The 26,440-nt window shown below is 64.7% G+C and carries 27 protein-coding genes; 15 read left to right on the top strand and 12 right to left on the bottom strand.

Annotated features, from left to right (window positions below; genetic code table 11):
* The first annotated feature begins 6 nt into the window (after positions 1-6).
* The 12 genes from EJC47_RS08145 to EJC47_RS08090 all read left to right on the top strand — a co-directional run bounded on the left by EJC47_RS08145 (position 7) and on the right by EJC47_RS08090 (position 11,723).
* A complete protein-coding gene (locus EJC47_RS08145) occupies positions 7-1,254 on the top strand; it encodes a flagellar hook protein FlgE (RefSeq protein ID WP_126846718.1) in 1,248 nt (415 codons plus the stop codon).
* Between the two features lie 23 nt (positions 1,255-1,277).
* Positions 1,278-2,021: a flagellar basal-body rod protein FlgF gene (gene flgF / locus EJC47_RS08140; protein ID WP_126846716.1), complete on the top strand. Its 744-nt coding sequence runs from the start codon at positions 1,278-1,280 to the stop codon at positions 2,019-2,021.
* Between the two features lie 12 nt (positions 2,022-2,033).
* A complete protein-coding gene (gene flgG / locus EJC47_RS08135; protein ID WP_029622597.1) occupies positions 2,034-2,822 on the top strand; it encodes a flagellar basal-body rod protein FlgG in 789 nt (262 codons plus the stop codon).
* An 11-nt stretch (positions 2,823-2,833) separates the two neighbouring features.
* Entirely contained in the window at positions 2,834-3,517 is a 684-nt protein-coding gene (locus EJC47_RS08130; protein WP_126846713.1) for a flagellar basal body L-ring protein FlgH, read from the top strand.
* 11 nt (positions 3,518-3,528) lie between these two features.
* Complete coding sequence (locus EJC47_RS08125) at positions 3,529-4,623, top strand: flagellar basal body P-ring protein FlgI (RefSeq protein WP_126846711.1); 1,095 nt, start codon at positions 3,529-3,531, stop codon at positions 4,621-4,623.
* Positions 4,620-4,964 (top strand): rod-binding protein, encoded by a 345-nt coding sequence (locus tag EJC47_RS08120; RefSeq protein ID WP_126846709.1) that lies wholly within the window; start codon positions 4,620-4,622, stop codon positions 4,962-4,964. The genes EJC47_RS08125 and EJC47_RS08120 overlap by 4 nt, the downstream gene beginning before the upstream one ends.
* Positions 4,961-6,307: a flagellar hook-associated protein FlgK gene (gene flgK, locus EJC47_RS08115; RefSeq protein WP_126846706.1), complete on the top strand. Its 1,347-nt coding sequence runs from the start codon at positions 4,961-4,963 to the stop codon at positions 6,305-6,307. Before EJC47_RS08120 ends, flgK begins: the two co-directional genes overlap by 4 nt.
* 8 nt (positions 6,308-6,315) lie before the next feature.
* Entirely contained in the window at positions 6,316-7,236 is a 921-nt protein-coding gene (gene flgL / locus EJC47_RS08110; protein WP_126846704.1) for a flagellar hook-associated protein FlgL, read from the top strand.
* A 128-nt stretch (positions 7,237-7,364) separates the two neighbouring features.
* Positions 7,365-8,228 (top strand): flagellar motor stator protein MotA, encoded by an 864-nt coding sequence (gene motA / locus EJC47_RS08105; protein WP_126846702.1) that lies wholly within the window; start codon positions 7,365-7,367, stop codon positions 8,226-8,228.
* 52 nt (positions 8,229-8,280) lie between these two features.
* Entirely contained in the window at positions 8,281-9,189 is a 909-nt protein-coding gene (locus tag EJC47_RS08100; RefSeq protein ID WP_033964841.1) for a flagellar motor protein MotB, read from the top strand.
* Positions 9,186-10,580: a glycosyltransferase gene (locus EJC47_RS08095; RefSeq protein ID WP_260591517.1), complete on the top strand. Its 1,395-nt coding sequence runs from the start codon at positions 9,186-9,188 to the stop codon at positions 10,578-10,580. The genes EJC47_RS08100 and EJC47_RS08095 overlap by 4 nt, the downstream gene beginning before the upstream one ends.
* Before the next feature lie 9 nt (positions 10,581-10,589).
* A complete protein-coding gene (locus EJC47_RS08090; protein WP_126846700.1) occupies positions 10,590-11,723 on the top strand; it encodes a GNAT family N-acetyltransferase in 1,134 nt (377 codons plus the stop codon).
* On the opposite strand, the gene EJC47_RS08085 is transcribed toward EJC47_RS08090, so the two are convergent.
* Genes EJC47_RS08085 through EJC47_RS08060 form a run of 6 tightly spaced genes read right to left on the bottom strand, consistent with a single transcriptional unit; the run spans position 11,720 to position 19,180 of the window.
* Positions 11,720-13,336: a hypothetical protein gene (locus tag EJC47_RS08085; protein WP_126846698.1), complete on the bottom strand. Its 1,617-nt coding sequence runs from the start codon at positions 13,334-13,336 to the stop codon at positions 11,720-11,722. The genes EJC47_RS08090 and EJC47_RS08085 overlap by 4 nt on opposite strands.
* A 9-nt stretch (positions 13,337-13,345) precedes the next feature.
* Complete coding sequence (locus EJC47_RS08080) at positions 13,346-15,097, bottom strand: hypothetical protein (protein WP_185867605.1); 1,752 nt, start codon at positions 15,095-15,097, stop codon at positions 13,346-13,348.
* Positions 15,098-15,143: 46 nt separating this feature from the next.
* Positions 15,144-16,361, bottom strand: coding sequence for an argininosuccinate synthase (locus EJC47_RS08075; protein WP_033966199.1), 1,218 nt, complete (start codon positions 16,359-16,361; stop codon positions 15,144-15,146).
* 60 nt (positions 16,362-16,421) lie between these two features.
* Positions 16,422-17,648 carry an SAM-dependent methyltransferase gene (locus EJC47_RS08070; RefSeq protein ID WP_033966198.1) on the bottom strand — a complete coding sequence of 409 codons (1,227 nt, stop codon included), beginning with the start codon at positions 17,646-17,648 and terminating at the stop codon, positions 16,422-16,424.
* Positions 17,649-17,666: 18 nt separating this feature from the next.
* Positions 17,667-18,428, bottom strand: coding sequence for a molybdopterin-dependent oxidoreductase (locus tag EJC47_RS08065; protein ID WP_126846696.1), 762 nt, complete (start codon positions 18,426-18,428; stop codon positions 17,667-17,669).
* The gene (locus EJC47_RS08060) at positions 18,425-19,180 is read right to left on the bottom strand and encodes a cytochrome b/b6 domain-containing protein (protein ID WP_126846694.1); all 756 of its coding nucleotides are present in this window, start codon (positions 19,178-19,180) and stop codon (positions 18,425-18,427) included. Before EJC47_RS08060 ends, EJC47_RS08065 begins: the two co-directional genes overlap by 4 nt.
* A 96-nt stretch (positions 19,181-19,276) precedes the next feature.
* On the opposite strand from EJC47_RS08060, the gene EJC47_RS08055 reads away from it, so the two are divergent.
* On the top strand, positions 19,277-19,906 hold the full coding sequence (locus EJC47_RS08055) for a flavin reductase family protein (RefSeq protein WP_033966196.1): 630 nt from the start codon (positions 19,277-19,279) through the stop codon (positions 19,904-19,906).
* A 6-nt stretch (positions 19,907-19,912) separates the two neighbouring features.
* Here EJC47_RS08055 and EJC47_RS08050 read toward each other — a convergent pair whose 3' ends face one another.
* Positions 19,913-20,782, bottom strand: a complete 870-nt coding sequence (locus EJC47_RS08050) for a 3-hydroxyacyl-CoA dehydrogenase NAD-binding domain-containing protein (RefSeq protein ID WP_126846692.1) — start codon at positions 20,780-20,782, stop codon at positions 19,913-19,915.
* 169 nt (positions 20,783-20,951) lie between these two features.
* Here EJC47_RS08050 and EJC47_RS08045 point away from each other — a divergent pair, with 169 nt between their 5' ends.
* Entirely contained in the window at positions 20,952-21,614 is a 663-nt protein-coding gene (locus EJC47_RS08045) for a hypothetical protein (protein WP_126846690.1), read from the top strand.
* A 20-nt stretch (positions 21,615-21,634) separates the two neighbouring features.
* Here EJC47_RS08045 and egtD read toward each other — a convergent pair whose 3' ends face one another.
* The 5 genes from egtD to gluQRS are packed head-to-tail and all read right to left on the bottom strand — an operon-like array spanning position 21,635 to position 25,671.
* Positions 21,635-22,612 carry an L-histidine N(alpha)-methyltransferase gene (gene egtD, locus EJC47_RS08040; RefSeq protein WP_033966193.1) on the bottom strand — a complete coding sequence of 326 codons (978 nt, stop codon included), beginning with the start codon at positions 22,610-22,612 and terminating at the stop codon, positions 21,635-21,637.
* Between the two features lies 1 nt (position 22,613).
* Positions 22,614-23,873 carry an ergothioneine biosynthesis protein EgtB gene (gene egtB / locus EJC47_RS08035; protein ID WP_126846852.1) on the bottom strand — a complete coding sequence of 420 codons (1,260 nt, stop codon included), beginning with the start codon at positions 23,871-23,873 and terminating at the stop codon, positions 22,614-22,616.
* A 35-nt stretch (positions 23,874-23,908) separates the two neighbouring features.
* Positions 23,909-24,508, bottom strand: coding sequence for a cob(I)yrinic acid a,c-diamide adenosyltransferase (locus EJC47_RS08030; RefSeq protein ID WP_126846688.1), 600 nt, complete (start codon positions 24,506-24,508; stop codon positions 23,909-23,911).
* A 38-nt stretch (positions 24,509-24,546) separates the two neighbouring features.
* Positions 24,547-24,789, bottom strand: a complete 243-nt coding sequence (locus EJC47_RS08025; protein ID WP_033966191.1) for a twin transmembrane helix small protein — start codon at positions 24,787-24,789, stop codon at positions 24,547-24,549.
* A gap of 9 nt (positions 24,790-24,798) precedes the next feature.
* Entirely contained in the window at positions 24,799-25,671 is an 873-nt protein-coding gene (gluQRS, locus tag EJC47_RS08020; protein WP_126846686.1) for a tRNA glutamyl-Q(34) synthetase GluQRS, read from the bottom strand.
* Between the two features lie 135 nt (positions 25,672-25,806).
* On the opposite strand from gluQRS, the gene EJC47_RS08015 reads away from it, so the two are divergent.
* Positions 25,807-26,373, top strand: a complete 567-nt coding sequence (locus EJC47_RS08015; RefSeq protein ID WP_033966190.1) for an HNH endonuclease — start codon at positions 25,807-25,809, stop codon at positions 26,371-26,373.
* Positions 26,374-26,440: the final 67 nt, after the last annotated feature.

Here is a 26,440-nt window from a genome sequence, read left to right as displayed (position 1 = left end):
ACCGCAATGTCTTTCTACACCTCGCTCAGCGGCCTGCAGGCGGCCCAGACCGAACTCTCGGCCGTTTCGCACAACCTCGCCAACGTTTCGACCAACGGCTTTAAGAAGAGCCGCACCGATTTCGCCGATGTGATCGCATCGAGCATCTCGACGGATCCGACCAAGATCGTCGGATCGGGCGTGGTGGTGAAGGCCAACAAGCAGCAGTTCACCGAAGGCAACCTCAAGACCACGGGTGCCGCGCTCGATCTGACCGTCGCCGGTGACGGCTTCTTCGCGGTGAAGACCAGCGGCCTCAACACCAGCACCGCTTATACCCGCAACGGTGCCTTCCAGATCGATCCGACCACGCACAACATCGTCGACGCGCAAGGGTCAACGCTGCTCGGCTATCCCGTCGATGCCAAGGGTAACGTGACGGCGAGTGGTGCCGATGGCCTGGTGCCGATCAACCTGCCGCAAACGAGCGGAACCCCGGCACCGACCGGCAATGTCGCGCTGAAGGTCAACCTCTACGCGGCCGCCTCGGTCCCGACGACCACCTTCGATCCGACCAACGCCTCTAGCTACAACAGTTCGACGACGTCGACGATCTATGACTCGTCGGGCAAAGCGAGCACGTTGACCAATTACTATGTCCACACCGGCACCGACGCGTGGACCGTCCACAGCTTTGTCGGCGACAAGGAACTCAGTGTTGGCGGCTCGACGACCGGCACCCCGGTCACCTTCGACGCAAGCGGCAAGATCACCGCGCCGACCACGCCGGTGTCCTATGATGCTTTCACGCCGACCACGGGCGGCGTTTCGCAAACGCTGAAGTTCGATCTCTCCGGATCGACCCAGAATTCCACCGCTTTCTCGGTCAATGCGCGCAGTTCCGACGGTTCGTCGGTCGGCGATCTGTCCGGCGTTACCGTCAATTCCGAGGGCATGGTCACCGCGACCTATTCCAATGGCGATACCACCGCGCTCGGCAAGGTTGCGCTCGCCAACTTCTCCAACCCCGCCGGCCTGCGCCAGGATGGCGACAGCTATTGGTCGGCCAGCGGTGTGTCCGGCCAGGCGTCGCTTGGCTCGGCGAAGGAAAACGGGTTCGGCTCACTGCTCTCGGGCACGCTCGAAGGGTCGAACGTCGACATCACCGAGGAACTGGTCGCCCTGATTGCAGCACAGCGCAATTTCCAGGCGAACTCCAAGGCGCTCGATACCAGCAACCAGATCACGCAGACGATCGTCAACCTGCGCGCCTGACAGGAGCCTAATCGGAGCATAGCATGGACAAGCTGGTCTATACGGCGGCCTCGGGCCTCAAGGCGCATCTCGCGTCGCAGGCGGCGATCGCCAACAATATGGCGAACGCGTCCACGACCGGCTTTCGCGCCGATCGCGTCGTGTTCGACCGGCTGTCGCTGCAAGGCTCCGATTTCGACACCCGCACCCCGGCCTCGGCCGAAGTGGTCGACGCCGATCGCAAGCCCGGCGCGATCCAGCAGACCGGGCGGTCGCTCGACATCGCGATCACCGGCGAAAGCTGGCTCGCGGTGCAAGCGACCGACGGGAGCGAAGCCTATACCCGCCGCGGCGATTTGCAGGTCGCGCCTTCGGGCGTGCTGCAGACCGGCGACGGGTTCCCGGTGATCGGGTCGGGGGGCCCGATCACCGTCCCGCCCGCGCAGAGCATTTCGATCTCCGAGGACGGCAAGCTGTCGATCGTCCCGCTGGGCGGCGACGCCCGCAACCCGCAAGTGATCGACACGCTGAAGCTCGCCAGCCCCAAGGGTTCGGAGACCGTCAAGGGCACCGACAATTTGCTGCACGTCAAGGGTGGCGGCGTGCTGCCAAGCGACCTCGACGCCAAGGTCGAGACCGGTGCGCTCGAGGGGTCCAACGTCAACATGACTCAAGCGCTGGTCGATATGATCGAGAATCAGCGCAGCTACGAAGTCCAGGCCAATTTGATGAAATCGGCCAAGGACATGGATGAAAGCGCCGCATCCGTGATGCGGCTGCCGTCTTGAAGGGAATAGACCATGGGTAGTGCAGCCATGCAGATCGCGCGGACTGGGATCGATGCCCAGGACATGCGCATGCGCGTCATCTCGAACAACCTCGCGAACGTCAACACGACCGCGTACAAGAAGGATCGCGCGGCGTTCGAGACGCTGGCGTACCAGACGGTCACCGCGCCGGGCGCACCGAGCACCGCCGAATCCAAATATGCCACCGGCCTGAACCTCGGCACCGGCGTGCGGGTGCAGGGAACCGCGCGGATCGACACGCAAGGGTCGTTCCAGCAGACCAATGGCAGCCTCGACCTCGCGCTCGACGGCGACGGCTATTTCCAGGTGCAGATGCCCGGCGGCACGCTCGGCTACACCCGCGCCGGCAATTTCTCGCGCTCGCCCGAAGGCCTGCTCGTCACCAGCGAGGGCTATCAAGTGCAGCCCGGCATCACCATCCCCGAAAATGCCAGCGGCATCACCATCGGCACCGATGGCACCGTCTCGGCGATCGTGTCGGGCCAGACCGGCTCGACCCAGCTCGGCCAGATTCAGGTGGCCAGCTTCCCCAATGCGGGCGGCCTGCTCAACAAGGGCGACAATTACCTGGTCGAAACCTCGGCCAGCGGTGCCGCCAATCTCGGCGTTGCCGGGCAGGATGGCCGCGGCAACATCCGCCAGGGGCAGCTCGAAGGCTCCAACGTCAACGTCGTGGAGGAGCTGGTCGACATGATCGAGACGCAGCGCGCCTATGAGGTCAATTCAAAAATGATCTCGGCCACCGACGAAATGCTCAAATATGTTAACCAAAATATCTGATGGTTAATCCGATGAAACCATCCGCCCTCCGAATCGGCCTGATCGTCGCCGCCCTGCTGGCCCCCAGCGCCGCCAACGCGAATCTGTTCGGCAAGAAGCAGCCGCCGGTCGATTTCTCGGCGGCCTTCCCGCCGCCGCCGCCCGCCGCCCCACCGGCCGCGACCGGGTCGATCTTCCAGGTCTCGCAAGGCTATGCCGCATTGTATGAAGGCACGCGCGCCCGCCGCGTCGGCGATCCGCTGACGATCGTGCTGGTCGAGCGCACCGCCGCCTCCAAATCGGCGAGTTCCAAACTCGATTCGAGCGGCGGCCTCGGCATTACGCCGCCAACCACCGGTGCCCTGTCGCTGTTCAAGGGCACCGACGCGAGCGCAAGCGGCACGCGCAGCTTCACCGGCCAGGGCGCGACCGACCAGTCGAACACGCTGTCGGGCGAAGTCAGCGTCACCGTCAGCCAGGTTTTCCCCAATGGCACGATGCTGGTCCAGGGCCAGAAGCGCGTCACGCTCAATCGCGGCGACGAGTTCGTGCAGATCAAGGGCCTGATCCGCATCGCCGACATCGACGCCGACAACCGCGTCCAGTCCACGCGCGTCGCCGATGCGCAGATCGCCTATACCGGCAAGGGCGATGTCGCACGTGCCAGCCGCCAGGGCTGGCTCAGCCGGTTCTTCTCCGTCGTAAGCCCCTTCTGAGGATCGCCCGGATGCGTCGCTTCCTGATCGCCCTGCTCGTTGCGCTGACCGTGGCGACGCCCGCTTATGCCGACCGGATCAAGGATCTCGGCGGCTTTCAGGGCATCCGGTCGAACCAGCTGACGGGGTATGGCATCGTCGTGGGGCTCCCCGGCACGGGCGACGACAATCTCGAATATACCATCCAGTCGATGAAGGCGGTCGCCTCGCGCTTCGGCCTGCAACTCCCCTCGAACGTCAATCCCGGCCTGAAGAACGCCGCCGTCGTGCTGATCACCGCCGATTTGCCGCCCTTCGCCAAGCCGGGCCAGAAGCTCGACATCACCGTCGCCTCGATGGGCAAGGCCAAGTCGCTGCGCGGTGGTGCCTTGATCCTGACGCCGCTGCTCGGTGCCGATGGCCAGATCTACGCGATGGCGCAGGGCAACCTCGCGGTCGGCGGGCTTGGCGCTGAGGGCAAGGACGGCTCGCAGATCGTCGTCAACATTCCCTCGGCGGGGCGTATCCCCGAGGGGGCAACGGTCGAACGCGCGGTGCAGACCGGCTTCGAAACGACGCCGGTGCTGACCTACAACCTCACCCGCGCCGATTTCACCACCGCGCAGAATGTCGCAGCGGCCATCAATTCGCGGCTGGGCGCGGGCAGCGCGCAGGCGGTGGATGCCGTCTCGGTCTCGGTTCGCGCACCGATTGGTGGGGACGTCCGGGCGACACTGATGAGCGAGATCGAAAATCTCGACGTGGTCTCGGCCGAACCTTCGGCCAAGGTCATCGTCAATGCCCGCACCGGCACCGTCGTGATCAACTCCACCGTCCGCGTTGGCAGCGCCGCCGTCACCCATGGCAAGCTGACCGTCCGCATCGACGAAACCGAAAAGGCAAGCCAGCCTGCCCCGTTCAGCCAGGGCCAGACGACCAAGGAACAGAAATCGGCGGTTGCCGTCGACGAGGAAAAGCATCCGATGTTCCTGATCGAGCCCGGCCCCAAGCTCTCCGACGTGGTCAAGGCGGTCAATGCGATTGGGGCATCGCCCGCCGATCTGGTCGCGATCCTGGAAGCGTTGAAGGAAGCAGGCGCGCTCAAGGCGGAGCTGATCATCCTATGAGCGACATTCCCGCCATCACGCCGGTCGCGGCACCCGCCATTTCGGCGGGCGTCGGCGTCGACACCAGCCGCCTGCAAAGCCGCGCCAACCTGGAAGCGGCCGGCAAGAAGTTCGAAGCCGTCTTCACCAATATGATGGTGAAGGCGATGCATTCGACGCATCTCGCCGAGGACACGCTGTTCGGGTCGAAGGGCATGGACACCTTCAAGGACATGCAAAGCACGCAACTCGCGCAGAGCATGGCCGAGCATGCGCCGCTCGGCATCGGCAAGGCGATGACCGATTTCCTCGCGAAATCGCAAAAGGGATTGCAGGCCGACCCGCCGGGTGATCAGCCGTGAGTGATCTGCTCGGCATCGGTGCAAGTGGCGTGCGCGCGTATCAGACCGCGCTGACCACCGTCTCCGAGAACATCTCGAACGCAAGTACGCCCGGCTATGCCAAGCGCACGACCGATTTGCGCGAGATCGCCCCGGCCAACAGCCTCACCGCCAACAATGCGACCACGACCGGGCAGGGCGTTTCGGTCGCCGGGGTCACGCGCGCGGCGGATTCGCTGCGCGCGGCCGATGTGCGCAACGCAAGTGCGGACCTCGCGCGGAGCGAAACCGGCATTGCCTGGCTCGACCGGATCGAGACGGCGTTGACCGGCAACCAGTTGGGCGACCGCCTTACCGGGTTCTTCAATGCCGCCAAAGCCGTCGCCGCCGACCCGACCTCGACCACACCGCGCAGCGCGCTGCTCGAACAGGCTAGTTCGGTTGCCAACAGCTTCACCGCGACCGGCAAGGCGCTCAACAATCTCGATGCCGATGTGGACGCCACGGCCGACAATGCCGTTGCCACGCTCAACACGCTCGGTGCCTCGCTCGCCAAGGTGAATGAGGGGCTCGGCCGCGTCACGCCGGGGTCGAACGGTGCCGCCCAATTGGCCGATCAGCGCGACGCCATCCTGGATCAGATCAGCGCCATCTCCGATATCACGGTGACAACCGATTCGGTCGGGCGCGCGACGGTCAAACTCGGCAATGCCGGTGGGCCGACCTTCGTCGAAGCCAATCAGGCCGCCAACGTCACGTTCGCGCGTGGCACCGATGGCACGGTGTCCTTTGCCCTCCATACGCAGCAAGCGGTTTCGACCGTCACGCCCAATGGCGGCGCGCTCGCCGGTGTCATCGATGGCGCGGCCCGCATCGCGGACGCGCGCACCAAGCTTAACGCCATCGCCACCGCCTTTACCGATGGCGTCAACGCCGTGCAGGCGCAGGGCAACGACCTCGACGGCAAAAGCGGAGCTGCGTTGTTCTCGGTCGGCACCACGCCGACCGACATTTCGCTGTCGCTGACCGATCCGCGCGGTGTCGCCGCCGCCGGGGCGGGCAAGGGCGTGCGCGATAACAGCAACCTCGCCAATCTCGACGCGCTGCGCACGAGCGGCGCGTTCGAAGCCAACACGACCGCCTTGATTTCCGGCAACGCATCGACGCTGGCCAATCGCAAGCAAGTCGCCGATGCGCAAAGTGCCATTCGCGACAATGCGGTCGCCGCGCGCGATGCCGTGTCGGGTGTCAATCTCGACAGCGAAGCAGTCGACCTGCTGCGCTTTCAGCAGGCCTATCAAGCATCGAGCCGGGTGATCCAGGTCGCGCGCGACACGCTGCAGTCGATTCTCGATATCCACTAGAGGCCGCCATGCAAATCGGGACCAGCCAATTCTACGCCACCGGCGCATCGCAGCTCGGCAAGCTGTCGGCGCAGGCGGACACGCTCAACACCCAGATTGCGACGGGCAAGAAGATCACCGCGCCCTCGCAGGACGTGGTCGCCTATAATCGCCTCAGCGCGATCAAACAGGCCAATGCCGACAACACCGCTTATGCCAGCAATATCAGCCTCGCAAAATCGTTGCTGCAGCAATCCGATACGACGCTCACCGCCGTCACCTCGCAGCTCCAGCGTGCCGCCGAGCTGACCACCCAGGCCGCCAACGGCACGCTGAACGACGCCAATCGCAAGGCGATCGCGACCGAGCTGCAAAGCATCCGCGACGATCTGGTGAACTTGGCGGGAACGACCGATGCGCGCGGCCAGCCGCTGTTCGCGGCGGCGACGGGCAAGGGCGCGGTCACGCAGGCCGCCGATGGGACCGTCACGTTCGACGGAACCGGTGAAGTCCCCGCGATTCCCGTTGGCGACGGCACCGACGTCCGCGCGACCGACAGCGCGCAGCGCGTGTTTGGCGGGATCTCCGACGGCAAGGGCGGCACCACCGATATTTTCGCGGTGTTGTCGACCTACATTTCGGCGCTCAACGCCGGTGGCACGGCAACCGCCACCGCCGCATCGGGCACCGCCGCGACCGCGATTCAATCGGCGCTCAACCAGTTATCGGACGTGCAGGGTTCGGTCGGTGCGCGCGCCGCCCGCCTCGATATCGTCTCGTCCCAGGCGACCGACGCCGCAGGCGCGCGCGAAGTGGACCGCACCGCGCTTGAGGATACCGATATTTCCACCGCGATCGTCGATCTGCAAAAAACGATGACGATCCTGCAGGCAACCCAGGCGAGCTTCACCAAGCTCGGCCAGCTTTCGCTGTTCGACTATCTGAAATGACCGCGCGCACAGCGCGCCCGAACAAAAATACCCTGCGTGGTTAACCGATTGGCGACGTATCCGCGCTAACCCTCAGAAATACCGCACGCCTTCTGTAGGGCGGGCCAAAAAGGGGCACCCCGCGACTCATGTTTCCCGTCATCGGCCTTGTCGTCCTTCTCGTGATGATCTTCGGCGGCTTCGCGATCACCGGCGGGGCGCTCGGCCCGGTGATGGAAGCGATTCCGCACGAAATGCTGATCATTGGCGGTGCCGCGGTCGGCGCGCTGATCATCGGCAATTCGATGAAGGAATTGAAGGCGCTGGGCGGCGGCCTGATGAAGGTGTTCAAGGGCCCAAAATATAAGAAGCAGGATTATCTCGACGTCATCTTCCTGGTGTCGAAGCTGATGAAGATGCTGCGTACCGAAGGGCCGATCGCACTCGAACCGCATGTCGAGGATCCGCAATCCTCCGCCGTCTTCGCCGAATATCCGCGCCTGCTCGCCGACCACACGCTGGTCAACCTGATCGCCGACACATTGCGGCTGGTGGTGGTGTCGTCGGGCACGCTCGACGTCCATGCGGTCGAGGACGTGATGGACAATATGATCAAGACGCATCACCACGAAGTCGAAGGCCCGCAAGGGACCATCGCGACGCTGGCGGATGCGCTGCCCGCACTCGGCATCGTCGCGGCGGTGCTCGGCGTGGTCAAGACGATGGGCTCGATCGACAAGCCGCCCGCGATCCTGGGCGCGATGATCGGGTCGGCGCTGGTCGGCACCTTCATGGGCGTGCTGCTGGCGTACGGCATCGTCGCCCCGCTCGCCAACCGGCTGAAGCAGGTCATCGAGGCCGACGCCGCGATCTATCACGTCGTCAAGCAGATCATCATCGCCTCGCTCCACGGCCACCCGCAGCCGCTCGTCATCGAAGCCGCCCGCTCGGGCATCGCGCACTCGAACCAGCCCGGCTTCGCCGAGGTGTTCGACGGTCTGCGGGGGCGGTAAGCGTGGTCTGGTCCACGCCTTCGCGTGAAAATTCTTTGGCCGGTGTCCGCTAATGGCCACCGCGCGCGCGCCGCACGGCACCAACCTGCCGCCCAAGATCATCTACAAGAAGGTCTATATCGAAGGGCATGGCGGCCATCACGGCGGCGCGTGGAAGGTCGCTTATGCCGATTTCGTCACCGCGATGATGGCGTTCTTCCTGCTGATGTGGCTGCTGGGTGCAACCAACGAAAAGCAGCGCAAGGCGCTCGCCGACTATTTCTCGCCCACTCTGGTGCAACTGAAGGAAAACAGCGCGGGCTCGATGGGCCTGTTCGGCGGATCTTCGATCACCGACCAGGACAATTACCAGCATAAGGCATCGCAGACCGGCACGCGCTCGATGACGGTGCCGGCCGACGCCGTCGGCGGCGCACAGGTCGGCACCGGGCAAAAGGGCACGCTCAAGGATCGCGCTGCCCTGTCGGCCGAGGACCGCAAGAATTTCGAGACGATGAAGCGCCAGATGGCGCGCGCAATGGCGGCAACGCCCAATCTCGCCAAGCTGTCCAACCATGTCCGCTTCGTCCAGACGCGCGACGGCTTGCGGATCGATCTGCTCGACGATGCCGACTATTCGATGTTCGACCTGGGCACGACCCAGCTTGAACCGCGCGCCTCGGCGCTGATCGGCCTTGTCGCCCAAACGATCAAGGACACCGAGAACCCGATCATGATCCGCGGCCATACCGACAGCCTGGGCTATGGCGACCCGCTGGCGATGAACAACTGGATGCTGTCGAGCGCGCGCGCCGAGGCAACGCGGCGTAGGCTGGCCGCAGGCGGCATTGGCGAAACGCGCTTCAATCGCATCGAAGGCGTCGCCGACCGCGAACCGATCATCAAGGGCAACCCCACCGATCCGCGCAATCGCCGAGTCGCGATTACCTTGCTGTACCGCGCGACCAGCTTCGGTCAGTGACCGTCGGACCAAACCCGATCCAGAATCTCGTCAAATGGGGCGTGCAGGCCGCGCTCGGCGTGTTTCTTCTCTATGGGTTGACCGCGCTGCCCGATTTCGACGGCCGCTGGGGCGTTTCGCTCGCCAGTATCGTGGTGGCCTTGGGCTGGATCGCCCTGGCAGGATTCGGCTTTCGCCTGTTGCGCGATCCGCCCGCGCCGCTGCCGGTCGCGGCATTGGCGACCGTCCTGATCGTGGTGCGCGTCGCTTTCGCGCTGTTCGCGGTGGGGCGAACCTCGACGGGCGACCCCAATAGCTACCTCAATTTGGCCAAGGGTCTGCTTGCGGGCCAGGGCCTGGTCATCCACGAGCCATATTTCGGCAGTGCCTGGCGCGCGCTGTTCCCGCCACTCTATCCGCTCCTTCTGGCGGGCTGGGGCGCGCTTGCCGGATTTACCACGCCGTCGGTGCTGGCGCTCGGAACACTGATCGATGGCACTGCGGCGTGGTTGATCGTCTTATTGGGCCGCCGCCTCGGCCGCGCAGTCGCGGGACGACGCGCAGCGTGGCTTTATCTGATGTGGCCGTCCGTGCTGTTTTCGGCACCGCTCGCACAAAAGGAGGGGCTGTGCGGGCTGCTGATCCTGGCGCTGGCACTGGCCTGGATCGACCGTCGACCCGGCTGGCGCGGCGCGCTCGCGCTGGGGCTTCCGGCTGGCTTGCTCGCTTTGACCCAGCCGGGCGAGGCACCGCTCGCCGCGCTCTTTGGCCTGGTGCTGGTGCGCCGGATCGGGGTGTGGCCCATGCTCGCGGCGGGGCTGCGCGGCGCGCTCGTTGCCGGGGCGGTGCTGCTGCCGTGGTGGGTTCGCAACTGGATCGTCTTCCATGCCTTCGTACCGCTGACCACCGCCAGCGGTGCCAGCCTGTGGATCGGCAACAACCCCGACGCCACCGGCAATTGGGAGCCCCCGCCCGCCACTCTCAAAGGCATCCCCGAGCTCGCTTATGGCAAACGGATCGGTGCCATCGCGCTCGGCTGGATCGAAGCGCATCCGGCTGCCTTTCTCCGGCTGACCGTGACCAAGTTGCTGCGGGCCTGCGGTATTGCCGAATTTGGTATCAATCGCCTCCTCGCAATGGGGCCGCCCTTTCCGCGCGTGCTCGCGGCGGCGCTATGGCCGCTGGCGCAGGGAGCGCATCTGGCGATGCTCGCCATCGCCGCGCTTCGGCTGGCGCGCATTCCCTTCACGCTGGTTCTGCTGATCGCGGCGTGCGGGTTGCAATGCGTGCTGTTTGGCGTTTGGTTCGAATTCGGCGAACGCCACCGCGACTTCGCCACGCCCTTCCTGCTGCTGGCCTTGTGTTGCTCGTTCGCCGCCACAACGGTTGAGAAGCTGGACGTGAAGCCCTAGCTTAAGCGCGTGAGCAACGCCGTCACCGCCCGTATCGCCGATGGCGTCTGCGCTATCCCGGCGGAGGCATGGGATGCGTGCGCCGGCCGCTACAATCCGTTTGTCAGCCATGCCTTCCTGTCGATCCTCGAACGTTCGGGCAGCGCGCGGGCGCGCACCGGCTGGCAACCGATCCCGATCCTCATCGACGGGGCCGATGGCCAACCCGCCGCGATCGCGCCGGCTTATGCCAAGAGCCACAGCCAGGGCGAGTATGTGTTCGACCATGCCTGGGCCGACGCATGGGAGCGGGCGGGTGGCAGCTATTACCCCAAGCTGCAGGTCGCGGTGCCGTTCACCCCCGCGCCGGGCCCGCGGCTGTTGCTGCGCGACCCTGCACAAGCCCCCGCGCTGATCGCCGCGATCGAGGCGGTGACCGACCAGCACGGCCTCTCCTCCGCCCACGCGACCTTCGTCTGTCCCGATCAACTCCCCGCCTTTGAGGCGGCAGGCTGGCTGATCCGCGAAGGCACGCAATTCCACTGGCAAAATCAGGGCTACGGTGCCTTCGACGATTTCCTGGGCGAGCTCGCCAGCCGCAAGCGCAAGGCGATCCGCAAGGAGCGTAGCGGCGCGATCGAAGGGCTGACGATCCGCCACGTGTCCGGCACCGACATCACCGAAGCCGATTGGGATGCCTTTTGGGTGTTCTATCAGGACACGGGCGCGCGCAAATGGGGCCAGCCCTATCTGACGCGGCAGTTCTTCTCGCTGCTCGGCGAGGCCATGCCCGACCAGGTCCTGCTGATCTTCGCCGAACGCGACGGGCGGCCGATCGCGGGCGCGCTCAACCTGATCGGCACCGACACGCTGTACGGCCGCTATTGGGGCTGTACCGAGGAAGTGCCCTTCCTCCATTTCGAACTGTGCTATTATCAGGCGATCGACGCCGCCATCGCGCGCGGATTGAAGACGGTCGAAGCGGGGGCGCAAGGCGAACACAAGCTCGCGCGCGGTTATGTGCCTGTGCCGACTTGGTCAGCGCATTATATCCCGGACCTGGGCTTCCGCCGCGCCATCGCCGATTTTCTGGTCCGCGAACGCGAGTCGGTTGAATCCGACCAGGAATTCCTCGGCGCGATGACGCCGTTCAAGCGCGGTTAGAACGGCGTCGGCACCGGGCGGATGCGCGGGCGGAGCGCTTCGTCGCTGATCTTGATGCCCGGCGCACCATGGTCGACCCGGTAGAGCACGCTCGTCCCGTCGCGCCAGATCGGCACCAGCCCGGCATTGAACTTGGGATCATAAGCGGGCGGGCGGATCAGCCAGACATAGTCGAAGGCGTTGCGCGGGAAGCGCGCCATCGCACGGCTGATCGGCCGCCACCATTCGCGCGGGCATTGCACGCTGGTCACGATTTGCGACGGATCGTGCGAGAAGCGCCCGGCCGGCAGATAGCGCGTGGTCAGCAATTGCGCCCCGGCCATCGACCATTGATCGTTGGTATAGGCCATCTTCCGCTCGAGCGCGATCGCCGACAGATGTTCGAGCCGCGTCATCGTCCACGGGCTGCCGCATTCGGTGCCGATGAAGGTGACCAGCCGCGCGCCAACCGGCAGATGATCGAGCGCTTTCAATTCGCGGTCATAATCATCGGCGAACATCCAGAAACTGACCGTGCCCGCCGCGATCCGCACCAGGAAAAACGCCAGTCCCGCCGCCGCCAGCGTCGCACTGCCGCGAATCGACAAGCCCTTTTTAGGGCGCAACGCGATGATCGCGATGCCGAGCATGAACGGGGCAAGCCGCATGTCGGCATAGGCCGAGCCAAACACGATCCGCGGCAACACGATGAACACGACGAGCAGGAACAACGCCGACAGCCCGAGATTGCGTGAATATTCGACATTGGGATCGCGAAAGCCGCGAAACAGGATCAAATACAGCACCGCGATCGACGCGATATCGAACGCCATCCAGCGATCGCGGAGCGCCATCGTCAGCCAGCCGATTTTGGCGCGCCAGTTGAACCAGTCGCCGGTCTCCCCGCCGACATGCTCGCCGCTGCGCCATACCACCATCAGGATGATCGGCAAGGCAAGCGGAACGCAGCCGAGCCCGGCGCGAACCCATGCCTTGATCCAGCTCATCGGCCCCCGGTCGGTGCGCGCATCATGCTGACGGACCATTTCCGCCGAACAGGCGAGCACGCCGAGCACGCCCCAGCCAAAGGTGTGGCACAGCCAGATCAGGCACGACAGCGGCACAAAGATCGCCGCGCGCAACCGGAAATGCCCGGTGCGCGCCAGCCGCAACCACAAGGCAAAGGCGTTGAGCGCCAACGCCATCGACAGCGCGAAATTCACGAACCCGAATTGGAAGGCATAACTATAAGCGAGCGGCAACGCGAACAGCGCGGTCGGCGGAATGCGCCCATGCACTTCCCGCGCGATCCACAGGAACCCGGTGACGGTCAGCGCCGGGATCGTCATGACGATCAGCTTGACCGCAAGTTCCAGCCCGAACAGCTTGGCCAGCGGGATGATCAGAATGTCGATCCCGAGATTGCCGATCAACTGCCAGCTGAAATTGTACCAGTCGGACAGCCACGGATACGCATCGCGCGACAATTGCACGCGGTAGCGACCCATATGCCCCGGCAAATCGACCAAGGGCGGGATTTCCGGGCGCAATAGGGGGATGATCGCCACCAGCGCCATCAGCGCGACGAACGTGCGTGTCTGCCACCAGTGCAGCTTTTCGAGATCCCCCTGCATTTGCGGCTCTTACCGCGCAGGTTGCTTCGGAAACAAGCCGCCTTGAACGCGATAAAGAAACAGCGCCCGCTCGCGCGTGGGAATGCGCCGCAGCCAAGGCGGCGGCGCTCCCCGTTTCAGCGCCTCCGCCAGCGTTCCCGCCGCTGCCCCGCCGAAATCGTCGGCGCGCAGCGCGACATAGCGCAATTGCCATGTTTTCGCGACGGTTACGCCCTGATCGGGCTGCCCGAGGAAGAAGCGATAGACCGCCAGATTCCCGACATTGTTCCGATGATAGGGCGCGCCCACCACCTGCAATCGCGTCGCGCCGATGGCATAGGCCCCGAGATCGAGCGGAGCCAGCAACCGCCCGGGCGGCAGTGCGGCAAGGTCGAGAAGCCCCTTTTCGCCGGAGGCCGCTGCCGCATCGGCGGCACGTGCGCCGGGTTGCGCCGTGCTCGCCCGCGCGGCCACGGCTTGCGCGGCCATCGGATAGAGCATCCCGGCCGAGGCAAGCCAGGCCCCCGCCAAGGACAGCGACCCGCGCGCGCGCGCCGCCGCAATGACCGCCGCCAGTGCGGGGGCCGCCAGGATCGCCCCGGCATAGGCACCGCGCAACTGCAGGCAGGTTACCAGCAAGGCCGCCACCTGCACCAACAGGAGGCTGGCCCAGCGCGGATCGCGCGTGACCGACACCCGCCAAGCGCTCGCTGCCACGCCCGCCACCATCACCCCGGCATAACCAATGGCGATCGGCAACGGTGTCGCAAACAGCGGCTGTGCCTCGCCCACCTTGGCCAGCCACAAGCGAGCCAGCATCGGATCCACCATGCCATAAGGCGACAAGCATTGCGGCGCGACCAGCACCATGCCGACGCCGACAACGATGACGATGATCGACCCCAATATGGCTCGGGTCGCGGGGCGCGCGATGTCGCGGGCCGCCAGTGCCATGCCCATCGGCGCAAAGGCCGCGATCACGGCGGCGCGCCAAGTGACCATCGTGAAGCCATCGCACCCGGGATAGCCCCAGGAGGAGGTCCGGAAAACGATCGACGCCGCCAGCAACCCGGCACCAAGGCCGATCCCGAAGCCCATCATCCGGTCGTCGCTCCCGGCGCTCGCCCGCAACCATCCGATGGTCATAGCGACGCCCGCCGCCGCGATCAGCGGCGCGGTTTCCAGCCCGATCACCACGCTGGCAGCAGCAGCGAGGCCGGCGACCAGCCCCGGCTCCATCGCCGGACGCGCGACCAGCGCGCGCACGACGATCAGCAACAAAAACACCTGAAGGCCGTGATGGTCGACTCGTCCGGGCACGAAGATCGTCGTGGCAGGAAAGGCGACCGCCGCGACAACGGCGGCAGTCCGCGCGATCGCCTGACCGCCCAGCACACGCGCAATCCGCGTCGTCAGGCAAAGCGCGCCTGCGAACAGCAAGGTCGGCCATGCGATCACCGCGACAAGCTCAGCCCAGTGGCGCCCGACGACCGGGGTCAGCGACACGATGAACGTCGCGGGGAGGAGGTCGGGAAGGCGCGACCAGTGCATTTCCAGCCCCGCCCCCCAACCCAGACGGTGTTGCGCGAGATCGGAAAAGCCCTGACCCGCAATCCAGTCGCGAATCTGCTGGAGGCGCATCATGTCGTCGGTATCGGTCAGTTGCAGCGCGGACAGCGCGGCCCAGTCGCGCCACGCCCAGCCCGCGCACAACACCGTAGCGAGCGCGAACGCACACAGCGCATCGCCCAACCGCGTCCGACGAAATTCGACCAAGTCCATGCCCGCGCTTTAGACGCAGGCCGTTAAAACAGCGTGTAGACCCGTGTTAGCGGTCGCGCCGTCCGAGCAACCGCAACCGCAACGCATTGAGCTTGATGAAGCCCGCCGCATCGCGCTGGTCATAGGCACCCTGATCGTCCTCGAAGGTGACGACCTTCTCGGAATAGAGCGAGAAGGGCGATTTGCGCCCGGTCACGATGACCGAGCCCTTATAGAGTTTCAGCCGCACGGTGCCCGCGACCTTCTCCTGGCTATGGTCGATCGCCGCCTGCAGCATCTCGCGCTCGGGGCTGAACCACAATCCATTATAGAGCAGTTCCGCATAACGCGGCATCAGCTCGTCCTTCAAATGCGCGGCACCCCGGTCGAGCGTGATCTGCTCGATCCCGCGATGCGCCAGATGATAGATCGTGCCGCCCGGCGTTTCATACATGCCGCGCGACTTCATGCCGACGAAGCGATTCTCGACCAGATCGAGCCGCCCGATGCCGTGGCGACGGCCCATTTCGTTGAGCGTTTCGAGCAAGGTCGCCGGCGACATGCCTACGCCATTGACCGCGACGCCATCGCCACGCTCGAAATCGATCGTGATCGTCTCGGGCGCGTCGGGCGCGTCCTCTGGGTTCACCGTGCGCGAATAGACGTAATCGGGGACTTCATCCCACGGGTCCTCGAGCACTTTGCCCTCGGACGAGGTGTGCAGCATGTTGGCGTCGGTCGAGAACGGGGCCTCGCCGCGCTTGTCCTTGCTTACTGCAATCTGATGCTGCTCGGCGAACTCGATCAGCTTGGTGCGGCTGGTCAGATCCCATTCGCGCCACGGCGCGATCACCTTGATGTCCGGTGCCAGCGCATAATAACCAAGCTCGAAGCGGACCTGGTCATTGCCCTTGCCGGTCGCGCCGTGGCTGACCGCATCGGCATTCACCATCCGCGCGATCTCGATCTGGCGCTTGGCGATCAGCGGCCGCGCGATCGAGGTGCCGAGCAGATATAGCCCCTCATACAGCGCATTGGCGCGCATCATCGGGAAGACGTAATCCTTGACGAACTCTTCGCGCAGATCGTCGATGAAGATATGCTCGGGCTTGACCCCGGCCAGTTCGGCCTTCTTGCGCGCGGGCTCCAGCTCCTCGCCCTGGCCGAGATCGGCGGTGAAGGTGACGACCTCGCATTGGTAGGTCTGCTGCAGCCATTTGAGGATGACGCTGGTGTCGAGGCCGCCCGAATAGGCGAGGACGACGCGGTTGATCTTATCGGTCACGGGCAGGATCCTTCGTAGTCGCGTGCCCCCTATGCGAGGCGGCGCGGCCGTGCAACCGGGTTACCGCCGCAAACGCCGCTCGCCCTCGATCATATAATCACGCGTGATCGGCAGGACGTGGCGATTCTTGGCGAACTGCACCTGGTAATTGACCAGCCCGCCAAAGTGAAACGCAGCCCCCGCGCCGGCGAGGTAGAATTGCCACATGCGGAAAAAGCGCTCGTCATAGAGCGCCACGATCTGCGCACGCGCCGCAACCGTACGATCGTACCAATCATCGAGCGTATAGGCATAATGCAGCCGGAGCACCTCCACATCGGTGACCATGAAGCGCAGGCTTTCATTGGCGGAAACGATCTCCGACAGGGCGGGGTTGTAGCCGCCGGGGAAAATGTACTGCGTCGTCCATTTGTCGGTCACGCCCGGGCCACCCGCGCGCCCGATCGTGTGGAGCAGCATCACGCCGTCCTCGGTCAGCAAGTCGCGACACTGGCGGAAGAAGGTCTTGTAATGTGCGGGGCCGACATGTTCGAACATGCCGACCGACACGATCCGGTCGAATTTGCCCTGCACATGGCGATAATCGATCAGTTCGAACGTGACCATGTCCGACACGCCTGCGGCCGCCGCGCGCTCCCGCGCGACTTTCAACTGCTCTTCGGACAGCGTCACCCCCAGCACCCGGGCACCGGTCATCTGGTGCAGGTACAGCGCCATCCCGCCCCAGCCGCAGCCGATGTCGAGCACGGTCATGCCGGGCTTCAGCGCCAGCTTGGCGGCGATATGCGCCTTCTTGTCGTCCTGCGCCTGCTCCAGGCTGTTGGACGGGTCGGTGAAATAGGCGCAGCTATATTGGCGGTCGGCGTCGAGGAAGAGATCGTACAGGCGGCCCGACAGATCATAATGGTGCGCAACGTTGCGCTTGGACCGGCGCGCCATGTTGATTCGACCGATGCGATGCGTCACGGCCTGGATAGCACGGCGCATCGGCGAAGGGGCAAGTCCGTTCTGTCCGGCCTCCCACGGATCGTTCATCGTCAGCAGCCGGACGAGATCGCGCACATCGCCCTGCTCGACCACCAGTCGCCCGTTCATATACGCCTCGCCTGCACCAAGCCCCGGATCGCGCACGATCGCAGCGGCAGCCCCGGCATCGGTGAAGCGGATCGCCACGTCGGGGAAACCGGGTTCGGGCGTCCCGAAGTTCAAGGTCTTGCCGTCGGCGTGGTGGACGGTGAGCGTGCCGCGCTGAACGCGCTTGGCGAGAAACAAATCAATCAGTGCCATGCACAGGCCACTAACGCGTTAAATGCCTGCATACCAATCGTAATCGACACGATCTTCCCAATATCCGCCTTTTCCGAGCCCGATCCCGGCGAGCGAGGCGACCGCGTCGATCCGCATCACATATTTGGCGTGCTTATATCCAAGCTGCCGTTCAACCCGCAGCCGGATCGGCGCACCGTGCGCCACGCTCAGCATCCGGTCGTTCATCGCCCACGCCAGAATCGTCTGGGGATGGAAGGCGTCGATCAGGTCGAGCGATTCGTAATAGGCTTGGCCCGAATAGAGATCGGCGCAGGTAAACACGACATAGCGTGCGGCCCTGCGAATATCCGCCGCATTCAGGATCGTGCCCAGCATCGGCCCGTGCCATTTGCCGATCGCGCTCCATCCCTCGACACAATCGTGCCGCGTGATCTGCGTGCGCGCGGGCATCGCCATCAACGCCTGGTGCGAAATGGAAAGCGGGCGGTTGACAAGCCCGCCGACTTCCAGCCGCCAATGCGCGAAATTCTCCGCGACCATCGCGTTATATCTGTCGGTATTGGGGTTGTTGGTGCCGTTGACACGGAAGATTGGCGACATCTGGTCGGGCCGATATTCTTTCGCCAGACTGTTGCGATCGGTCAGCGCGCGCGCGAGGCCGTAATTCATCTTTTCGCCGGAGAACAGGATCTTGCGAAGCGACGGCGTGTTCGCGACCTGGTCGCACCCGCTGAGCAGCGCACCCGCGCCCAAGGCTCCGCTGGTGAGCAGCGCGCGCCGCGTGATGATCGCGCTCATGCCGCTTCCTCCGCATCTTGGTCGGCGGGAATCGTCCACCAGCCCGTCACCATCGATTTCACCTCGGGCCACGCCCCGGCGAGGATCACCAGCACCAGATGGACAATGATAAACAAAACCAGTCCGCTCGCCGCGATGAAATGCACCGAGCGCGCCGAAGCCCGCCCGCCGAGCACATCCAGCATCCACGGCCACGCCGCGACCATGGTCGGCGACAATACCAGCCCCGACAGGATCATCATCGGGATCAGGCCGAAAATCACCAACACATAAGACAGCTTCTGGAAAATATTGAATGCGCCGGGATTTTTGGGATCGTGGAAGCGGAAGGCGAGATGTTCCTTCAGATCGAACCATAAATGCGCCGGAGCGAGCTCTTTCAGCCGAATCCGCAAGTCCTTCTGAAAATGCCGGTTGACCAGGCTCGATACCATGAACGCCAGCAAACCGAACGCCAGCACCAACGCGAACAGCAAATGCCAGCGCCGCGCGATTGCCAGATTGTACCCGGCCGGGATCGTGAGAAACGATGGCGCATGGGGCGGGTTGAACCACGCATGATCCGGATTCGCGCCATATTGCCCCCAGTAAAGATGCGGATGCGCGTTGAGGATCGTCAGTCCGCTGCCGATCATGATGAAGATCGTCACCACGTTGAGCCAATGCCACAGGCGTGTCACCAGCCGGTGGCGATACAGCACGGTGGCGGCTGCGGGAGGACTATCGGAGGTCGGCGGGCTTGTGTCGGTCATACAGAACCCTATTCGAGCCAAGGGGCGGCGTGGTTACAGCTACGCCAAATCGGTCGCGCACGATATTCGAATTTCGAACGGAAGGCCTGCTTCAAGATGACAGAGCACCATTTCTACGAACCGCGCAACGGCCACAGGACCGTCCCCGGCCTGGCCCACGATCCCCTGAACGCGATCGTGGCACCCCGGCCGATCGGCTGGATCAGCACGCTCAGCGCCGAGGGCGTGCGCAACCTGGCACCATATAGCTTCTTCAGCCTGTACAATTACCGCCCGCCCATCATCGGCTTCACCTCCACCGGCTGGAAGGACAGCGTCGCCAACGTCACCGCCACGGGCGAGTTCGTATGGAACCTCGCCACGCGCGATCTTGCAGAGGCGATGAATGCGAGCGCGGCGACGGTCGCGGCGGATATAGATGAATTCGACCTCGCCGGTCTGGCGATCGCACCCTCCCGCATCGTCGCGCCGCCACGGGTCGCGGCAAGCCCCGCCGCGTTCGAATGCCGTCATACCCAGACGCTGCGGCTGGCATCGGCAGATGGCACGACCCTCGACACCTGGCTGGTGCTGGGCGAGGTCGTCGGCATCCACATCGCGCCGCATCTGATCGCGGACGGTGCCTATCGCACCGCCGCCGCGCACCCGATCCTGCGGGGAGGCGGGGCAGCCGACTATTTCGAGATAGGCGAGGCCGCGCGCTTCGCGATGCGGCGGCCGGACTAGCCGCCCTTACCGTGTCGGCACCGGCTCCGCGCCGGTATAATCGTAAAAGCCGCGCTTGGTCTTGCGGCCGAACCAGCCGGCCTCGACATATTTCACCAGCAGCGGGGCCGGGCGGAATTTAGGGTCGCCCGTCCCTTCGAACAGCACGCGGGTGATTTCCAGGCACGTGTCGAGCCCGATAAAGTCGGCAAGCGTCAGCGGCCCCATCGGATGGTTGAGCCCGAGCTGGCACGCCAGATCGATGTCGCGGATCGTCGCCACGCCTTCGCCCAACGCGAAGCAGGCTTCGTTGAGCATCGGCATCAGGATGCGGTTTACGATGAAGCCCGGCGCATCATTGGCGTGGACGATCGCCTTGCCGAGCTTCTGCCCAAACGCCTCGACCGCCTGCACCGTCGCGTCCGAGGTGGCGAGGCCGCGGATCAGCTCGATCAAGCCCATCACCGGCACGGGGTTGAAGAAATGCACGCCGACGAAACGGCCCGCATTGGGGGCGGCCTGCGCCAGCCGCGTGATCGGGATCGAGGAGGTGTTGGACGCGAGGATCGCGGTGTCGGACAGCACCTTGCCGACCTCCGCGAAGATCGCGCGCTTGATTTCCTCGCGCTCGGTCGCCGCTTCGATGACGAGGAAGGCCGGGCCCATCTCGGCGACGCTCGCCACCGGCTCGATCAGCGCGAGCGCGCCGTCGCGCGCATCCGCAGTGATCTTTTCCTTGGTCACCAGCCGGTCGAGCGCCTTGGCGATGCCGGCCTTGCCCGCTGCAGCGCGTTCCAGCGACACGTCGCTGAGCAGCACATGAAACCCCGCTTGCGCCGAAACCTGCGCGATGCCCGCGCCCATCTGGCCCGCGCCGATTACGCCTACCGTCTGCATGCCGCTCTCCAATCCTCTCTGCTCCTTGCATCCCCCTTTTTGATTTGTCATCCTCCGACGCACAAACATTCTCGTGATGCATCCCCCAACACCCCCCGCCACGGCTTCTGGACCTTGTTGCCTTGGGGCAAAGTAATTAAGCTGGGGATTGACGGCGCGGGGGCAGAACATGAAATCACGAACAAGGTTTAACTGTTACCGAATTTTGATTGCGGCATGTTCCATAGACATCGTGTCTTTTGCGGCTCCCTGCGCAGCACAGGTAAATATTGGGGTACCAGCCACGCCCGTTGCTCCGGAAAACAAGCCACTTCCCGTCGAGCAATTTATCGACGCCATTTTGCCGGCCAAGACGGAGTTGCTGCTTCAAACAACGACTTCGTTAAACTCTTCCACCTTGGCAGTCGGTCAGAAAGTGACGCTAAAAATCTCCTACGACGTCAATCTCGACGGAGCAGTTGCTATACCACGCGGAACACCGGCCTTTGCCCGTGTCACCGCTGTCAGCGGCAAAGGCATGTTCGGCAAGGCTGGGCTCATCAAGCTAGATATGGTTTCTCTCGACCTGAACGGACACAGCTACGCTATCTCGGGGCATCTCGAACAAAATGGTGCGACCAACTTGAAGAGGATGAGCACCGCAGTCGCAGTGGCCGGACCTCTGGGCGGAATGCTGACCAGCGGCAGCGACGCATTGCTCGACACGGATCGTACGATCATTGGCTTCACCGAGGAGGCCATTCCGGTTCGGGTAGCACACAAGCCCCCTGAAGTTGACCAGACACCCGAATTGTTCCGCGTCGACTCGTCAGATCTTACCCGCAAGAACTAGAGGTTTGGTGCCTGCCACTATCACGGTGCGTGCCGCGCGGGCTGCGCCTCCGCCAGGATCACCGCGAACAGCCCGTCCGGATCGGTCCACTCCGCAACCGGCGTCCATCCGCCCGCCCGCAGCAGGATGCGGGCATCGCGCGGGCCGTATTTGTGGCTGTTCTCGGTGTGGATCGTCTCGCCCGCCGCCATGTCGAACGGACGCCGCTCGATCGTGAAGGCGACGTCGCGGATCGCTTCCAGATGCATCTCGATCCGCGCGCGATCGTCGTTCCAGATCGCGCGGTGGCGAAAAGCGTCGAGCGGGATCGTCCCATCCAGTTCGCGGTTGATGCGTTCGAGCAAATTGAGGTTGAACGCCGCCGTCACGCCCTGCGCATCGTCATAGGCCGCCTCCAGCACGGCCGCATCCTTGATCCGGTCCATCCCGATCACCAGCATCGCGCCCTCGCCCAGCGACGCCTTCATCGCGCGCAGCAAATCGACACTGGAATGCGGGATCATGTTGCCGATGGTGGAGCCCGGGAAGAAGCCGAGCTTGGGCGTCTCCGTAACTTGTGCGGGCAGCGCGATCGGATGGAGGAAGTCGGCTTCCACCGGCAACACCGGCAAGCCGGGAAAGGCGGAGGCGAGCCCGGCCGAGGATTCGCGCAGGAAATCGCCTGAAATATCGATCGGCACATAAGCGGACGGCTCGACCGCACGCAGCAGGATCGGCGTTTTGGTCGAGGAACCCGATCCGAACTCGACGACAGCGCGCCCAGCGCCCGCGATCCGCGCAACCTCGGCGCAGCAGGCCCGCAGAATCGCGGTTTCGGTGCGCGTCGGATAATATTCGGGCAGATCGGTGATCGCTTCGAACAATTCCGATCCGCGCCGGTCATAGAACCAGCGCGCCGGAATCGCGCGCGGGCGGCTGGCAAAGCCGCGCAGCACGTCGTGGCGAAACGCCGGATCGGCGAGCGTGACCTGGCCGTCCTCGATTTCCGGTTTCAACATCTCAAAGGTCCTTCGCCAGCCGGACGCCGGTGAACTGCCAGCGCTGGTGCGGATAAAAGAAATTGCGGTAGCTTGCCCGCATATGGCCACGCGGTGTCGCGCACGATCCCCCGCGCAGCACACACTGCCCGCTCATGAACTTGCCATTATATTCGCCAACCGCGCCCTCGACCGCGCGAAAGCCGGGATAGGGCCGGAACGCGCTGCCGGTCCATTCCCACACGTCCCCGAAGAAAGCGGGCCCACCCGTCGCCGGGCGCGGCTCGACCGGGCCTGCCATGTCCATCTGGTTGCCGCCTGCGGGATCATGCGACGCAGCCGCGGCTTCCCATTCGGCCTCGGTCGGCAAACGCGCGCCCGCCCAGCTGGCATAAGCGTCGGCTTCGTAGAAGCTGACATGCGTTACCGGAGCGGCGGGATCGATCGCGCGCCGTCCATCGAGCCCGAAGCGCGTCCAGCCGCTATCGGCCCGCTCCCAATAGAGCGGCGCGGCAATGCGTTCGCGCTGCACCCATGCCCAGCCATCGGACAGCCAATGGCGCGGTTCGGCATAGCCGCCATCGGCGATGAACGCGGCCCATTCGCCATTGGTGACGGTGCGATCGGCCAGCGCATGAGCGCCGAGCAACACCGCATGGCGCGGCCCCTCGGCATCGAAGGCGAACCCTTCGCCGTCGTACCCGATTTCGACAATCCCGCGTGCGCCCTCGATCCAGCCGACCGGCCCCGGCATCGCCACAGGCACCTTGCGTGGGGGTGCCCATATGGCGGGTTCGACCGGGTTCTGCGCCATCAGATGGACAATATCGGTGACGAGCAATTCCTGGTGCTGCTGTTCATGCTGGCAGCCCAGTGCCACCAGGTCTTGTGCCGCCTTGGGAAGATCGGGCAGCGCCGCTGCCAGCGCCGCATCGACATGCGCGCGATAGGCCAGGATCTCCTCAAGCGATGGCCGCGTCACCATGCCGCGCCGCGCGCGCGCGTGGCGCTTGCCCTCGGCCTCGTAATAGCTGTTGAACAGGAACGGAAAGCGCGCGTCATAAAGCGCATACCCACCGACGAAATCGCGCAACACGAACGTTTCGAAAAACCAGCTCGTATGCGCCAGATGCCATTTCGCGGGCGAGGCGTCTTCCATCGACTGCACGGTGGCGTCGGCATCCGACAGCGGTGCGACCAACGCGACCGACAGCGCGCGGACTGCTCGAAAACGCTCCACCAGCGGGCTTGCCGGGCGTTTGGGGACTGGTCGCCTTTGCATCGTCATGTCCCCTTCCCTCAGAAACGCCAGCCGTGCTAGCGCGTCGCTCCCGGTCGCCACAAAACGTCGCCACCCGCCATTTGGTTCACTATGCGCGCGGCGACGAACAGATAATCCGACAGACGGTTGAGATAGGCGAGCGCGAGCGGATTGAAAGCCTCCGTCCGCGTCGCCGCGACCGCAGTACGCTCGGCGCGACGCACCGTCGCACGGGCGATGTGGAGTGCCGCTGCCCCGGGTGTTCCGCCCGGCAGGATGAAACTGGTCAAGGGTGCCAGACCAGCGTTCATCCGGTCGATCTCCGCCTCAAGCCGTTCGACTTGCGCCGTCACCACCCGCAGCGTCCTTTCAGACGGTGCGAAGTCGTCGCCGTCGCTCTCGGCTTTCGGTGTCGCGAGATCGGCACCGAGATCGAACAAATCGTTCTGGATACGCTCGAGCCATGCCGACAATTCGGCGGCGGGCAACCCCTCTTGCGCCAGCGCGGCGATCGCCGCGCCAATCGCGCTATTGGCTTCGTCGACATCGCCCATCGCCGCCAGCCGCGCGGCGTCCTTGGCAATGCGCGATCCGTCGACCAGCCCGGTCGTGCCGTCATCGCCGGTACGCGTGTAGATGCGGTTGAGCTTGACCATATTTTATCCCAACCGCCGGGCTGCGCCCAAAGCGAAGTTCAGCCCTTGCCGGCGAGCCACATCAACAACACAACCAGGAAAATCGCGACCGCCTGCAACATCACGCGATATTGCATCATCTGGTTGGACCGCACCGACGATGCGATCCGCGCCTCGCCCGGGTTCGCCCCGTCGCGCAAATCCTGGCTCGCGCCGAGCAGGAAAATGACCAGTCCGCGAACCAGCACGACGACCACCGCGATCATCGCGGCTACCAGCAGGATTGTCAGGAAAGTGCTCATGCCCCTAACCTAGGCGCTTTGCCCGGCAATGCCAATGCCCGCTCCCCCGGCCCGCAACCGCGCCGCCAGCGCCCGCCCATCTTCGCCGCGCAACCGCACGCTTTCGAGCGTCGGCGCGTCGTTGCGCTTGGCCAGCCGCTGCCCGTCGGGGCCGACCAGCAGCGCATGATGGTGATAGAGTGGCGTCGGCAGCCCCAGCAGCGCCTGTAGCAACCGATGCACGTCGGTCGCCGCGAACAGATCGGCCCCGCGCACGACATGCGTCACGCCTTGCGCGGCATCGTCGACCGTCACCGCGAGATGATAGCTGGCCAGCGCATCCTTGCGCGCCAGCACGACATCACCTTGCGCCAGCGGATCGGCGCGCACTCGCCCGGCATCCGCATCGCGCCACCACAGGCACTCGCCTGCCGCCAGCGCCACCGCGCGCGCCATATCCAGCCGCCAGGCATGCGGCACCCCGCCTGAGATCCGCGTCGCGCGTTCCGCCGCGCTCAACCCCCGGCACGTTCCCGGATAGACCGCTTCGGGACCATGCGGGGCCGACTGGCTCGCGGCGATTTCGGCGCGCGTGCAGAAACAGGGATAGAGCAGCCCCATGTCCCGCAAGCGCGCCAGCGCCGCGGCATAGGCATCGCCGCGCGTCGACTGGAACAGCACCGCCCCGTCCCAATCCAGCCCCAGCCACTGAAGGTCGGCCAGGATCGCAGCGACATGATCGGCGCGGCTGCGCGTGCCATCGATATCCTCGATCCGCAGGAGGAAGCGCCCGCCGCCCGCGCGCGCCAGATCGTACGCCAGCACCGCCGAATAGGCGTGCCCCAGATGCAGCCGCCCTGTCGGACTCGGCGCAAAGCGCGTAACGACGTCGCGCACGATCACCCCAACACCGCTCTTGACCACGAGTCGCGCGCTGTGCTGAAATCGTTAACGACAGGGTGCGGTGTCATCACAGCGTCATCCTAATGGGCTTGAAGCCCGGCAGGAAGCGCCACTCAGTGGTAAAAGGGGGTCCGTATGTACCATCCCGATCTGATCCGCCATCCGGATGGCTGTCCCGCACTCGTGCTCAATGCGGACTATACCCCGCTGAGCTATTATCCGCTTTCGCTATGGCCGTGGCAGACCGCGATCAAGGCGGTGTTCCTCGACCGCGTCGACATCGTCGCCGAATATGAACGCGAAGTGCGCAGCCCGACGCAGCGGATCAAGCTGCCCTCGGTGATCGCGCTGAAATCCTATGTGCGACCCTCGGCCTTTCCCGCCTTCACACGCTTCAACCTCTTCTTGCGCGACAAGTTCATGTGCCAATATTGCGGGGCCGGTCACGATCTGACCTTCGACCATATCGTGCCGCGCGCGCAGGGCGGGCGTACCACCTGGGAGAACGTCGCCACCGCTTGCTCGCCATGCAACCTCAAGAAAGGCGGTCGCACGCCCAAGCAGGCGGGCATGCCGCTGCACATCGACGCGATCCGCCCGACCAGCTGGCAATTGCAGGAACATGGCCGCCGTTACCCGCCCAACTTCCTGCACGATACCTGGCATGACTGGCTGTATTGGGATGTCGAGCTGGAAGCATAGGCTGCGGACGCTACGGTTTTTGTAACCGAAACGTTGACCCCCGCGCTGCCGCAATGCAGCATGGACC

The organism is Sphingomonas sp. TF3, from assembly GCF_003985085.1.
GTDB lineage: Bacteria > Pseudomonadota > Alphaproteobacteria > Sphingomonadales > Sphingomonadaceae > Sphingomonas.
The sequence above is the reverse complement of the archived record's forward strand: the minus strand, read 5'-3'. Positions and strand labels throughout refer to the sequence as shown.